Raw genomic sequence first — 13685 nt, forward strand, 5'->3', positions numbered from 1 at the left:
GGGAATGTAAAGTGAATTGGTACCAGCTTGGGAAAGCAGAGGTGGAGAAGAAACTCGCCTGTGATGTTCAAAAAGGGCTCGCTGACAAGGAAGCTGAAAAACGAGGCATGAAATTCGGGCCAAACGTTTTGAGCAGCGAGAAGCAGACTTCTAGATGGCTCATATTTCTGAAACAATTTCAGGATTTTATGGTCATCGTCCTTTTGGCGGCGACGCTCATATCTGGCTTGCTAGGGGAGTATGTAGACGCGATCGCAATCATGGTCATCGTCTTTGTAAACGGATTAATTGGCTATTTTCAGGAGCAGAAAGCCGAAAAGTCCCTAGAAAAGTTGAAAGAGCTTGCGGCTCCGGTCGCTACCGTTCTACGGGAAGGGGCCTGGGAACAGATTCCATCAAAAAACCTTGTGCCTGGTGATGTTGTGAAGCTTTCAAGCGGTGATAGAATTGTCGCTGATATGCGCATCATCGAGACAAAAGGACTCGAAACCGAAGAATCTGCTCTTACAGGAGAATCGCTTCCTGTACTGAAGAGTGATCAAGCAATTCGAACGGTTGGTCTTGAAGCGCAAGATCAGACGAATATGGCGTTTATGGGCACGCTCGTTACGAAAGGATCCGGAAAAGCGATTGTTACATCAACTGGAATGGACACAGTGATGGGCCAAATCGCCACATTAATGTCCACGGCAAAGAAGACTGCCACACCGCTTGAATACAAGCTGGCTGAGCTTGGAAAGATTCTTATAGCTGTAGCACTTGGCCTCACTGTACTTGTCGTAGTCCTGGGTATTGTTCAAGGGCATCCAGTTTATAATATGTTCCTTGCCGGGGTATCACTTGCCGTCGCCGCAATTCCAGAGGGGTTACCGGCAATTGTTACTGTAGCTTTGTCTCTAGGTGTTCAGAGAATGATTCGCAAAAAAGCAATTGTCCGTAAACTGTCTGCTGTCGAGACACTTGGTTGTGCCTCTGTCATTTGTTCGGACAAGACAGGAACACTTACGGAAAATCGCATGACAGTTAAGGAGCTTTACTTGAATGATCGCCAATTCTCTGTAACCGGGGATGGTTATGATCTTGCCGGGAAGTTCCTTGACTCAAGTGGACGTGACGTTAGTTCATCACCGAATTTGGAAGCGATGCTCCTATATGGTTCAATCTGTAATAATGCTGAGCTGCAAGTTAAAAAAGGGAAGCATTTGGTAAGCGGCGATCCGACTGATGGAGCATTGCTTATTGCAGCACGCAAAGCCGGTATTGATTACAAGGCTGCTGAAATGTATAAAACAATCCGGGAGTATCCTTTTGATTCAGATCGTAAAAGAATGAGTGTCATTGTAGAAGGTCCGGAGAAAGAGCGGATTCTTATTGTTAAAGGTGCGCCTGATGTGCTTCTCCCAAGATGTTCTTTCCAACTTGGAGAAAGAGGAAAAGAACTTCTGAAAGAACCGCAAAGAGTTGGACAGGCGATCGATCAAATGGCTTCGAGAGCGCTTCGCACATTGGCAATTGCTGTGAAACCTCTGCCTGAAGGACAGCTTGGAGAGGCTTCCATGCTTGAAAAAGATCTTACTTTCATCGGTCTGTACGGAATGATTGATCCGCCACGCAAAGAAGTAGCAGGAGCAGTCAAGGAATGCCGCGAAGCTGGTATTAAAACCGTCATGATAACAGGAGATCACGAACTGACTGCCAAGGCGATAGCTGAACAGATTGGCATTTTACCATCTGGTGGTAAAGTTGTCTCAGGCAAGGAATTGAATGAAATGACAGAGAAGCAACTTGCAACTGTTATTGATGATGTGTATGTTTTTGCCAGAGTCACACCTGCTCATAAATTGAAAATAGTAAATGCCTTCCAGGATAAAGGTCATATTGTCGCCATGACAGGAGATGGTGTAAACGATGCACCGGCAATAAAGGCGAGTGACATCGGAATTAGTATGGGTATCACAGGAACAGATGTAACAAAAGAAGCATCCTCGTTAGTTTTAATGGATGATAATTTCGCAACAATTAAATCTGCCATTCACGAGGGTCGGAATATTTATGAGAACATACGGAAGTTCATCCGTTACTTGCTTGCATCAAACGTCGGCGAAATTCTTGTAATGCTGTTTGCGATTTTGCTTTCCATGCCTCTACCGCTCGTTCCGGTTCAGATACTGTGGGTAAACCTTGTTACTGATGGATTGCCAGCTATTGCGCTAGGGCTTGACCAGCCTGAAGGTGACGTCATGAAGAAGAAACCGCGCAATCCTAGAGAAGGTATATTTTCCCGCGGACTCGGTTTTAAAATTATAAGCCGTGGGATTCTGATTGGGATTGTTACGCTAATCGCTTTCATAATCAGCTATCAGAACAACCCTGACCAGCTCACATACGCTCGTACTGTCGCATTTGCTACTCTTGTTATGGCGCAGTTGATACATGTATTCGATTGCCGCAGCGACCACTCAGTCTTTGCCCGTAATCCACTGCAAAACGTTTATCTCGTGTTTGCTGTGATCTCATCTGTTGCATTGCTAGCTGTCGTCATTTACTGGCAGCCGCTTCAGCCGATTTTCCATACAATGGAACTTGGTCTCAGAGAGTGGCTTCTAATTCTTGGCTGTGCGGCATTGCCAACTGCATTGTTCGGCTTCACGAAAAAATAATGATGTAATACCGGTTTCTATTTAAGAAGCCGGTTTTTTGTATGAATCCTCTGTTGAAGAATAACAGAGGAAATAGGAGCAAAACTGACAATTACATGTTATAATAACGATTCAAGCAGTAAATGACCGACTTTCAAGCAGCAAATGGTAAGCCGACAGATTGGCCAGGCTATCCGGGCCTGGCTAAAAGCCGGGCATAGAGATAGGAACGGGGGCCTGCTAGACATGGGATTGCAACTGATTAATATTGGTTTCGGCAATGTCGTTTCTGCCAATCGGATCATTTCGATTGTTTCGCCGGAATCTGCACCGATCAAACGTATTATTACTGTGGCAAGAGAGAATAATAAACTGGTAGATGCTACATATGGGAGACGGACGAGAGCAGTCATTATTACAGATTGTGATTATGTTGTCCTTTCCGCTGTTCAACCGGAGACCGTTGGACAGCGCGTTCTGAGCTATGAAGAGGACGAAGAGTAAGAGCAAGATAGAATTAAGTTAAAAAAGAGGGATAGCATTGATCGAACAAAAAGGTATATTGTTCATCCTCTCCGGCCCATCAGGTGTCGGTAAAGGAACAGTAAGGGAACACTTGTTCAAACAAAAGACAGATTTGCAGTATTCAATCTCCATGACGACCCGTGATAAACGGGAAGGCGAGGTGGATGGTGTTGACTACTTCTACAAAAGCCGTGAAGAGTTTGAAACATTGATTGAGCAGGACGAGTTGCTTGAGTATGCCAAATATGTAGACAACTATTATGGCACTCCAAGGAAATATGTTGAGGAGACATTGGCATCTGGTAAGGATGTCTTTTTGGAGATTGAGGTACAAGGAGCCATGCAAGTGAAGAAGCGCTTCCCGCAAGGCGTCTTCATCTTCCTGTTCCCGCCTAGCCTTGATGAACTGAAAAACCGCATTCTAGGTCGGGGTACAGAATCAGAAGAGCTTGTTCTCAATCGACTGAGAGAAGCACGCAATGAAATTGAAATGATGCATGCTTACGATTATGTTGTTGTGAATGATGAAGTCCAGCGTGCTGTCGACAAAGTACAAGCAATCATTGCCAGTGAACATTGCCGACGCGAGCGGATTGAAGCAGATTATAAGAAAATATTGGAGGCTGAACTATAATGCTGGAACCATCAATTGATGCTTTGCTTGAAAAGATTGATTCAAAATATACACTTGTTACAATAGCTGCAAGAAGAGCGAGAGAGATGAGCGACGTGAAGAACACTCTCATCGAGAAACCAATTTCGCATAAAGTCGTTGGCAGAGCACTTGAAGAAGTAAATGCCGGCAAATTGTATATTGATCATTCCAAAGATTGATTTGTAAGTACCTCGCAGAAAGTTGGCGAGGTTTTTCTTTGTATGTGAACATTTTATTGAGGAGGCGGTAAGATGATAGGCAAAAAGATTCTTCTCGGGGTATCAGGCGGAATTGCAGCATATAAAGCTTGCACCATTGCCAGCCGGCTTGTTCAGGCAGGGGCTGAGGTTCGTGTTATTATGACAGGCGGCGCACTGAAGTTCCTTACTCCTCAAGCTTTTCTGGCTCTAACCGGTAAGCCAGTACATACGGATACATTTGAAGAGCCTGACCCATCCCAAATTGCTCATATTGAACTCGCTGATTGGGCTGACCTAGTTCTCGTTGCTCCGGCAACTGCCAATACGATTGGCAAGCTTGCAAATGGCATTGCTGATGATATGCTGTCGACTACTCTGCTTGCAACAAAAGCACCAATTTTTATAGCGCCAGCTATGAATGATAATATGTACGCCAACTCTGCTGTACAACGTAACATGCGTGTTCTTGCTGATATGGGCATGCAGCTTTTAGAGCCTGGTGCTGGGTATCTTGCTTGTGGACATGTTGGAAAAGGCCGCTTGGCAGAGCCGGAAGAGATTGTTGAGGATTTGCGTGTATATCTTTCCAGAGAAAAAGATTTTGCAGGACTTAAAGTTCTTATCTCTGCCGGTCCCACAAGGGAAGTAATTGATCCAGTGCGCTTTTTTACGAATCATTCAACCGGGAAAATGGGCTTCGCACTTGCGGAGGCAGCTGCTGAAAGAGGTGCCAGTGTGACATTGGTCGCTGGTCCAGTATCACTCACAGCAAACCATCCGAACATTACGAGAGTCGACGTGACTACGGCTGAAGAAATGTACGAGGCAATACATTCTCATTTTAAACAATCTGACCTCGTTATCAAGTCGGCCGCTGTCGCCGACTACCGTCCGAAAATCCGATCGAATGAGAAAATGAAAAAACAGCCTGGTAATCTTACTATTGAGATGGAAAGAACTAGAGATATACTCAAGTCACTTGGAGAGGCAAAACAAAATCAGTTTCTGGTCGGTTTTGCTGCAGAGACATCCAATGCTCTAGCATACGGACGTGAAAAACTTCAAAAGAAAAATCTGGACGCTATTGTTATCAACAATGTTGCTGAGCCGGGAGCTGGGTTTGGACATGATACGAATATAGCTACTTTTATAAGTAAAGAATTGGGAGAAAAGAATCTCCCGCTATCCAGCAAAAAAATGATGGCTCATGACATTCTCAATCTGATTAAGCGCGAATTGCCAGGTGATACAAAGTGAAAATCGCTAATGTGATTGTCGATGTTCCATCAAGTTCGATCAATCAGACTTTTGACTACCTTGTTCCAGAGCGTTTTGAAGAAGTAATTGAACCGGGTATGCGTGTACTTGTTCCGTTTGGACCAAGAAAAATCATGGGATTTGTAGCTGGTATCTCAGAAAACTCTGAACACGAGAAGCTGCGAAGTATTATTGAATGTCTTGATATCATACCGGCACTTACAAAAGAGTTGCTTGAAGTTGGAAAATGGCTGGCTGAGGAGACACTCTGTCTTTATATAACAGCTTTTCAGGCAATGCTTCCCCAGGCTCTCAAATCTAAATACAAAAAAGAATATATACGTGTTTCAGATCATCTTGAGACGGAGCTTGAACGGCAATTCGCCGGACGTGATATTTTGACTGAAGAGGATTTGGGCGAAGCACAAGGAGACCTTGCTGCTTTACAGCGAGCAATTCGCCGTGGGGATGTTGAGATAAACTATATAGTGAAATCACGCATAACGAAAAAGCAAGTCACTATGGTTGAGCGCGTGGCAGAGCTTTATAAGCTTGAGGAAGCGGTCGCTGATTTGACAAAGCAGGCTGTTAAACAGAAGGAGATGCTCGAATACTTTCTGGAAAATGATGTGCCTGTTGTACAGAGTGATCTTTTGAAAAAGCTTGATACCACGTCGGGAACGGTTAAGACGCTGGTCGATAAAGGACTGCTCCGCCGCTTTAAAAAAGAAGTGCTGCGCAATCCTTATGATGATGAAGCATTTGCCAGGACGGTTCCACATGAACTGAATGACCAACAAAAAAAGGCGATTGAGCCAATTAATAGTGCAGTAGATCAGAACTTACATGATATTATTCTGCTTCACGGCATAACAGGCAGCGGCAAAACGGAAGTTTACTTGCAAGCGATAGAAAAAGTGCTGGCAAAAGGTGAAGAAGCGATTGTACTTGTGCCGGAAATTTCGCTTACTCCGCAGATGGTCAACCGATTTAAAGGGCGTTTTGGCCATAGAGTAGCAGTCATGCACAGTGCTCTTTCTGCTGGTGAAAAATATGATGAATGGCGAAAGATTCAGCGTAAAGACGTCCAAGTAGTCGTTGGTGCACGCTCGGCTGTGTTCGCACCTTTTGAAAATCTTGGAATCATCATCATGGATGAAGAACATGAGACGACTTATAAGCAGGAAGATCAACCGCGCTATCATGCTCGCGATGTGGCAATTCATAGAGCGAATAATCATAGCTGCCCAGTTGTTCTTGGCAGTGCGACACCTACTTTGGAATCGTACGCACGAGCAAAAAAAGGTGTATATAAACTTGCAGAATTGACCGAACGCACAAATGGTAAACCTCTCCCGGATGTAGAGATTGTAGATATGCGAGAGGAATTACATGCAGGTAATCGTACGATGTTCTCCCGTAAGCTGAAGGAGAAGATGGATGAAAGGATTTCCAAAGGCGAACAGATTGTTCTGCTTCTTAACCGAAGAGGCTATTCAACATTTGTTATGTGCCGTGACTGCGGTCATGTGAAGGAATGCCCGCACTGTGATATCGCTTTGACATATCATAAGAACAGCCACCAGCTGAAATGCCATTATTGTTCATATGAAGAGCCAATGCCGCTTGTTTGTCCTGAATGTGATAGTGATGCTATCCGCTATTTTGGAACAGGGACACAGCGTGTTGAAGAGGCTTTAACACAGCTTATGCCTGAAGCTCGTATTATACGAATGGATGTTGATACGACAAGGAAAAAGGGTGCCCATGAACGCTTATTGAACCAATTTGCGGAAGGTGGAGCAGATATCCTGCTAGGTACTCAGATGATCGCGAAAGGGCTGGATTTTGAGAATGTAACACTTGTCGGCGTGCTTACTGCCGACTCAATGCTTCATCTGCCTGATTTCCGATCATCAGAGCGAACTTTTCAACTGTTGACTCAAGTAAGCGGACGTGCTGGTCGTCATGAACTTCCAGGTGAAGTGATTGTACAGACATATACACCGGATCACTACAGCGTTGAGCTTGCAAGCGTTTATGACTTTCACGGTTTTTTTAACAGAGAAATGCGGATGCGTAAAACATTCCATTATCCGCCCTACGTCTTCCTAGCACTAATGACAGTATCTCATGAGAACAAAATCGTAGCGATGCAGACGGCAAGACAAATTGTGCAGAGTCTTTCAGGTGCTGGTGAGGGAGAGCTCATTGTGCTCGGTCCAACACCATCCCCAGTCCCTCGTGTGAAAGATAGATATCGATTTCAATGCATGGTAAAATACAAAAACAGAAGCATAGCGCGAGGACTGATTGAAAAGGCTATTCGCGAACACGATGAAAAGGTTAAAAAAGATAATTTGCAAATAAAAATAGATTTGGATCCTTACAACATGATGTAGGCTATTCCATAAGGAGGAATTTGTTTGAAAAAAATCGTATTCATGGGCACTCCGGATTTTTCAGTTCCGGTACTTCAGGCTCTGGCGAATTCCGATTATGAAGTTGTCCTTGCTGTTACACAGCCCGACCGCCCAAAAGGACGAAAGAAAGTATTAACACCTCCGCCTGTAAAGACTGCAGCCGAGGAACTTGGCATTGCCGTATTTCAGCCTGAGCGTTTAAAGGAAGACTGGGAACCGATTAGAGAAGTGGAACCTGACCTTATCGTAACTGCTGCATATGGCCAGCTTTTGCCGAAAGAACTGCTTGATTTGCCGGACTATGGCTGCGTCAATGTCCATGCTTCTTTATTGCCCGAGCTGCGCGGAGGGGCGCCAATCCACTATGCGATTCTCCAAGGAAAGAAAGAAACAGGCATTACAATCATGTATATGGCCGAGAAATTAGATGCTGGTGACATCATATCTCAGCAGTCACTTGTCATTGAACGGAATGATGACGTAGGTACCTTACATGAAAAGTTATCCGAAATTGGAGCCAAACTATTACTTAATACATTGCCTAAGCTTTTCGAAGGTAACGTAGAGGCTATTCCACAAGATGAGAGCAAGGCAACTTTTGCTTCCAATATTAAACGTTCCGAAGAGAAAATCGATTGGACGCGCACAGCTGAAGAAATATTCAACCAAGTACGCGGTTTAAGACCTTGGCCTGTGGCATTTACTGCCTGTGAAGGTCAAAACATAAAGATTTGGGCTGTAGAGCCGATTCAAACGAGTAATAGTGGGAAGCCTGGCGAAATCACTTCTGTGGAAAATGGTACTGTTACAGTCGCTTGCGGTGACAATCAGGCGGTCAATTTGATAGAGATTCAACCAGCTGGAAAGAAGAGAATGAATACGGACGATTACTTAAAAGGAAGCAAGATTATCCTTCAGCCCGGTACCATTCTTGGTGAAAGCAAATGAGCAAATATAAGCTGAGAAATGGAGCGCTCGATATTCTGGAACGCATTGAACAGGGAGGCTTTAGCCATCTGCTCATAGACAATGTAATCAAGTCTGGCCAGATTGACTCAAAAGACGAGGGCTTGCTTACTGAGATTGTTTACGGTACTGTTCAGCGCCGGCTGACATTGGACTATGTAATTGAATCTTATGTAAAAAATCCTTCAAAGATGAAAAAATGGGTTATTAATCTGTTGCGCATGTCAATTTACCAAATGGTTTATCTTGATCGTGTTCCAGACCATGCAATTATTCATGAAGCTGTTGAGATTGCCAAGCAGCGGGGACATAAAGGAATAGCTTCCCTTGTTAATGGTGTTCTTAGAACTGTGCAGCGTGAAGGAATGCCAGACGTTCAAAAAATTTCAGATCCAGTTACGCGATTAGCTATTGAGACAAGTACCCCTGAGTGGCTTATTTCACGATGGGTCAAGGAATATGGTTATGACACAGCTCTGGAAATGGGAATGGAAAACCTTCGTAAAAGGCCGCTAACAGTGCGTGTGCAGCCGCTTAGAATAAAGCGGGAAGATGCATTAAATGAACTGAAAGCAGAGGGGTATGAAGTTTCACCTTCTCTATTCTCAGAACAGGGAATCATTGTAGAGAAAGGAAACATCCTTAAGTCCCGCCTGTTTAAGGAACATTTGATTACGGTACAAGATCAAAGCTCCATGCTTGTAGGGGAAATGCTCGATGTGCAGCCTGGCATGCGAGTACTGGATGCTTGCAGTGCACCAGGAGGAAAGACGACGCATATCGCTGAAAAAATGCAAAATGACGGTGAAGTTTTTGCTTTTGACATACATGATAAGAAAGCGAAACTTGTAAAGAACAAAGCTGGAGAATTGGGGCTTTCAATCATCTCGGCAGAAGGCCACGATGCCCGTAAATTGCAGGATAAGTTTTCTCCAGAAAGTTTTGATCGAGTTCTTGTAGATGCACCATGTTCTGGCATCGGCGTTGTACGAGGAAAGCCGGATATTAAATACAACAAGCAAGAATCAGATATTTACAATCTGGCAAGAATCCAAGAAGATATTCTTGATAGCATCGCTCCGCTCCTTAAAAAAGGCGGAAAGCTTGTATATAGCACATGTACTGTGGACAAGGCGGAGAATGAAGAGATTGTTCAGAAGTTCCTTGAGAAGCATTCGGATTTTGAAGTTGATCAGCAGTTTTTTAAAGAGCTGCCAGAACCAGTGATAGAAGCTGAAGGCATATCTGAAAACGGATTGCAGCTTTTTCCACAGTCATTTGGCACAGATGGTTTTTTCCTAGTCCGGTTGTGTAAGAAGCAGGGCTGAACGGGTAATCCTGAATAGATGACCTATAACGCAGAGGTGAAGCGAGTGGAAGGGATTTTTTTAACAGACCGTGGCCAGATCAGAAGTCATAATGAAGATGCTGGTGGGATTTTCTTTAATCAAAAAGGTGAACTTCTAGCTATTATCGCTGATGGCATGGGTGGCCATCAAGCGGGAGACGTTGCTAGCGGCATGGCGACTTCCCTGCTCCGTGGCAAATGGGAAGAACTTGTGCATGGAGGCGGTCCGCAGCAAGTGGAGAACTGGCTTGCAAATGCGATTGAAGAGGTGAATAAGGAAATCTTCGAATATGGCAAAGGCAAAGAAGAGTGCCACGGGATGGGTACGACAATTGTAGTTGCCATCTGTCTGGAAGACTTTGCAACAATTGCTCATATCGGAGACAGCCGCTGTTATCTCCTGAATGAAAATGGGTTCAGGCAAGTAACAGAAGATCATTCACTTGTAAATGAGCTTGTTCGAGTGGGACAAATTACGAAAAATGATGCGGAACATCATCCGCGAAAAAATGTTCTGTTAAAAGCTCTTGGAACGGAAGAACAGGTGAAGCCGGACATTAGAACGATTGAATGGGAATCAGGTAATGCATTGCTGCTCTGCTCAGATGGGCTTTCCAACAAGCTGTCTGGAGATGAGTTGAAATTAATGTTGGAAGAAGAACTGGATCTGACCAAAGGCGGCCAGGCACTTGTCAATCTTGCCAATGAGCGTGGCGGGGAGGATAATATCTCACTTGCACTGATCCGGCATGGACAGGCTTTGGAAGCAGGTGACAATGAATGCTAGAAGGCCACCTGCTTGGCGATCGCTATCTGATTAAACGAACAATCGGCGGCGGTGGTATGGCGAATGTGCTTCTTGCATGGGACACAATACTGGAACGCAACGTTGCAATTAAAATTTTGCGGCTTGAATACGCAAACGACCAGGAATTCATCGCCCGTTTTGACCGAGAAGCACAATCTGCTACAAGCCTCGCCCACCCGAATATCGTCAATATTTATGATGTTGGCGAAGAAAAAGAAATGCTCTACATGGTTATGGAATATGTGGATGGAATGACTTTAAAGGAATACATAAAACGGCATGGCCCTATTGAAGTCGAAGAAGCACTTGATATTATGAAACAAATTCTCGCGGCTATTGAGCATGCACATGAGAATGGACTTGTCCATCGGGATATCAAGCCGCAGAATATTCTATTAGATGGTCATGGCCAAGTTAAAGTGACAGATTTCGGGATTGCTCTTGCGCTTAGTGCGACTTCGCTTACTCAAACGAATTCAATTGTAGGCTCGGTTCATTATTTATCACCTGAGCAGGCTAGAGGGAGCATTGCAACGAAGAAATCTGATATTTATTCACTTGGGATTGTCCTGTTTGAGCTACTGACTGGTAAGTTACCATTTTCTGGGCAGTCTCCAGTTGCCATTGCACTTCAGCATTTGCAACATGATACTCCCTCTGTTCGGGATATAAATCCGGAAGTGCCGCAAAGCGTTGAAAACATCGTTCTTCGTGCAACTGCAAAGGACCCATTACATCGATATGCAACGGTTCAGGAAATGGATGACGCATTAAGTGTAGCTTTGGAAGAAGAGCGGCTTAACGAACCAAAGTATGAGCCGCCTGTAGAACCCGGTGAGGAAACTAAAGTACTCCCAGTCATTACAGAGGCGATGCGATCAGACCAATCTATGGACGAAACAATTATTCATCAGGCTGCTGTTCCAAAGTCCAAAGATGACGTCAAGTCTCCTAAAAAGAAAAAACGTTCAAAGAAGAAAAAATGGTTCATCCTGATTTCCATTTTTCTATTTCTGCTCCTAACAGGGGTTGCTGTTGCTATCGCATATCCAATTTTGACAGCTCCAAAGGATACAACAGTACCGAATCTCGAGAACAAGGAATACGAAGAAGCAGTTGAGCTGCTGCAAAAGCGCAAGCTTAAAGCAGAGAGAAAATATGCCTATTCCAATAAAATAGAAGAAGGATTTGTCATTAGGACGAAACCTGCAAAAGGATCGAAAATTAAAGAGAATTCGACAGTCGTGATATATGTAAGTCAGGGAAAAGAAAAGAAACGTTTCGCTGATTACAAAGGCGAACAATTTTCTGATGTGGAAGAAAAGCTGAAAAAGGAAGGTTACAAAGACGTAATCGCCTATGAGACATTTTCTGAAGAGCCTGTAGGACAGATTCTCAGGCAGATCCAGCCTGATGCCAATACGGAAGTTGTCCCTTCCGAAACAAATGTAATCTTTGAAATAAGCAAAGGACCTGAACTCGTCAGTTTGTCGAGTCTACGTGGCATGACAGAAGATGAAGCAGCAGATTACTTGGCTGGAAATGGATTGAAAATTGATCCACATGACGAACATTCTGAAGAAATTCCCAAGGGGGAGGTCATACGTCAGGAACCTGTAGCAAGTACGAACTTGGAGCTTGGTTCAACGGTTAAAGTTTACATCTCAAAAGGACCAAAGAAGAAAAAGCCTGTAGAGAAAGAGATTACCTTCACTGTACCTTTCTCAACAGATCAGCAGGAGACTTCAAGTGAGGAAGAAAACAATAATACCAATAATGCAGTCCCACAGCGGGTTAAAATTTATATTGGCGACAAAGACCGTAATATTGATGACGTCGCAATTGAAGAAGATATTACTGCAGATAAGGATTTTACAATTAAATTGAAAATTGAACAGGGCAAGTCAGCAGAATATAAGGTAACGCGCGACGAACAGCTGATTATGGATAAGAATGTATCTTATGAGGAAGGTGAATAAATGCAAGAGGGCAGGATCATCAAGGCGCTTAGCGGCTTTTATTATGTAGAGAGCGGCGACGAGGTTATACAATGTCGTGGACGCGGCGTTTTTAGAAAAAGAAAAGTAAGTCCACTCGTTGGTGATTTCGTGAAATTTGAAGCCGAAACGAAAGATGAAGGCTATATTCTTGAGATAATGGACAGAAAGAATGAACTCATTCGTCCGCCCATCGCGAATATAGACCAGGCGATCATTGTCTGTTCTGCTGTCAGACCCGACTTCAGCACGCTGTTACTTGATCGTTTTCTTGTTCTTGTGGAAAGCAAACAGATCATGCCGCTTATTTTTATAACGAAGATGGATTTAACATCACCGGAACAGAAAGAAGCTATTGAAAATTATAAAACAGGCTACGAGAAAATCGGTTATACTGTTGAGTTGCTTTCTTCTAAAGATCCGGATGGAAAAGAGTATTTGCACCCGCATCTAACTGGAAAAGTATCTGTTGTTGCCGGTCAGTCGGGTGTTGGCAAGACGTCCATGCTCAATGCGCTTGACAGCGGCCTTTTACTGAAGACGGATGCAATATCTGAAAGCCTGGGACGCGGGAAACATACGACTCGCCATGTTGAGCTCATTGATATTGCTGGCGGGCTCATTGCTGATACACCTGGATTCAGCTCACTTGACTTCCAAGAGTTAGATGCTGTTGAACTGTCGGACTGCTTCCCAGAGATGGATAGACTGTCGGCAGATTGCAAATTCCGTGGCTGTCTTCATCATAAAGAGCCGGGGTGCGCCGTGAAGGAAGCGGTAGAAGAGGGAGACATCTTTATCCACCGTTACGAACATTATTTGCGTTTCCTGGAAGAAATCCAAACTAGAAAGCCGAGGTACTAGATT

General features: G+C 44.1%; 11 protein-coding genes. All 11 read left to right on the plus strand.

The window, feature by feature from the left end:
* The first annotated feature begins 11 nt into the window (after positions 1 to 11).
* The 11 genes from QR721_RS05760 (at position 12) to rsgA (ending at position 13682) form a co-directional block, all read left to right on the plus strand.
* Entirely contained in the window at positions 12 to 2660 is a 2649-nt protein-coding gene (locus QR721_RS05760) for a calcium-translocating P-type ATPase, SERCA-type (protein WP_348029502.1), read from the plus strand.
* Between the two features lie 225 nt (positions 2661 to 2885).
* Complete coding sequence (remA, locus tag QR721_RS05765; RefSeq protein ID WP_348029503.1) at positions 2886 to 3143, plus strand: extracellular matrix/biofilm regulator RemA; 258 nt, start codon at positions 2886 to 2888, stop codon at positions 3141 to 3143.
* Positions 3144 to 3180: 37 nt separating this feature from the next.
* Positions 3181 to 3798, plus strand: coding sequence for a guanylate kinase (gene gmk, locus QR721_RS05770; RefSeq protein ID WP_348029504.1), 618 nt, complete (start codon positions 3181 to 3183; stop codon positions 3796 to 3798).
* Entirely contained in the window at positions 3798 to 3998 is a 201-nt protein-coding gene (gene rpoZ, locus QR721_RS05775; protein ID WP_348029505.1) for a DNA-directed RNA polymerase subunit omega, read from the plus strand. Before gmk ends, rpoZ begins: the two co-directional genes overlap by 1 nt.
* A gap of 72 nt (positions 3999 to 4070) precedes the next feature.
* Positions 4071 to 5276 carry a bifunctional phosphopantothenoylcysteine decarboxylase/phosphopantothenate--cysteine ligase CoaBC gene (gene coaBC / locus QR721_RS05780; RefSeq protein ID WP_348029506.1) on the plus strand — a complete coding sequence of 402 codons (1206 nt, stop codon included), beginning with the start codon at positions 4071 to 4073 and terminating at the stop codon, positions 5274 to 5276.
* Positions 5273 to 7678, plus strand: a complete 2406-nt coding sequence (priA, locus tag QR721_RS05785) for a primosomal protein N' (RefSeq protein WP_348029507.1) — start codon at positions 5273 to 5275, stop codon at positions 7676 to 7678. The genes coaBC and priA overlap by 4 nt, the downstream gene beginning before the upstream one ends.
* Positions 7679 to 7702: 24 nt before the next feature.
* A complete protein-coding gene (gene fmt, locus QR721_RS05790) occupies positions 7703 to 8647 on the plus strand; it encodes a methionyl-tRNA formyltransferase (protein WP_348029508.1) in 945 nt (314 codons plus the stop codon).
* Positions 8644 to 9993, plus strand: a complete 1350-nt coding sequence (gene rsmB, locus QR721_RS05795) for a 16S rRNA (cytosine(967)-C(5))-methyltransferase RsmB (RefSeq protein ID WP_348029509.1) — start codon at positions 8644 to 8646, stop codon at positions 9991 to 9993. Before fmt ends, rsmB begins: the two co-directional genes overlap by 4 nt.
* Before the next feature lie 45 nt (positions 9994 to 10038).
* Entirely contained in the window at positions 10039 to 10800 is a 762-nt protein-coding gene (locus QR721_RS05800; protein ID WP_348029510.1) for a Stp1/IreP family PP2C-type Ser/Thr phosphatase, read from the plus strand.
* A complete protein-coding gene (pknB, locus tag QR721_RS05805) occupies positions 10794 to 12800 on the plus strand; it encodes a Stk1 family PASTA domain-containing Ser/Thr kinase (RefSeq protein ID WP_348029511.1) in 2007 nt (668 codons plus the stop codon). The genes QR721_RS05800 and pknB overlap by 7 nt, the downstream gene beginning before the upstream one ends.
* Entirely contained in the window at positions 12801 to 13682 is an 882-nt protein-coding gene (rsgA, locus tag QR721_RS05810; protein ID WP_348029512.1) for a ribosome small subunit-dependent GTPase A, read from the plus strand. It abuts the gene before it with no gap.
* Positions 13683 to 13685 lie beyond the last annotated feature (3 nt).

The sequence above is a fragment of the Aciduricibacillus chroicocephali genome (assembly GCF_030762805.1).
GTDB classification, from domain to species: Bacteria; Bacillota; Bacilli; order Bacillales; family Amphibacillaceae; genus Aciduricibacillus; species Aciduricibacillus chroicocephali.

Bases quoted from the DNA above. Each gene is read 5' to 3' on its own strand.
- coaBC (WP_348029506.1), top strand. From the start codon at position 4,071: ATGATAGGCAAAAAGATTCTTCTCGGGGTATCAGGCGGAATTGCAGCA.
- pknB (WP_348029511.1), top strand. From the start codon at position 10,794: ATGCTAGAAGGCCACCTGCTTGGCGATCGCTATCTGATTAAACGAACA.
- rpoZ (WP_348029505.1), top strand. From the start codon at position 3,798: ATGCTGGAACCATCAATTGATGCTTTGCTTGAAAAGATTGATTCAAAA.
- rsgA (WP_348029512.1), top strand. From the start codon at position 12,801: ATGCAAGAGGGCAGGATCATCAAGGCGCTTAGCGGCTTTTATTATGTA.
- remA (WP_348029503.1), top strand. From the start codon at position 2,886: ATGGGATTGCAACTGATTAATATTGGTTTCGGCAATGTCGTTTCTGCC.
- rsmB (WP_348029509.1), top strand. From the start codon at position 8,644: ATGAGCAAATATAAGCTGAGAAATGGAGCGCTCGATATTCTGGAACGC.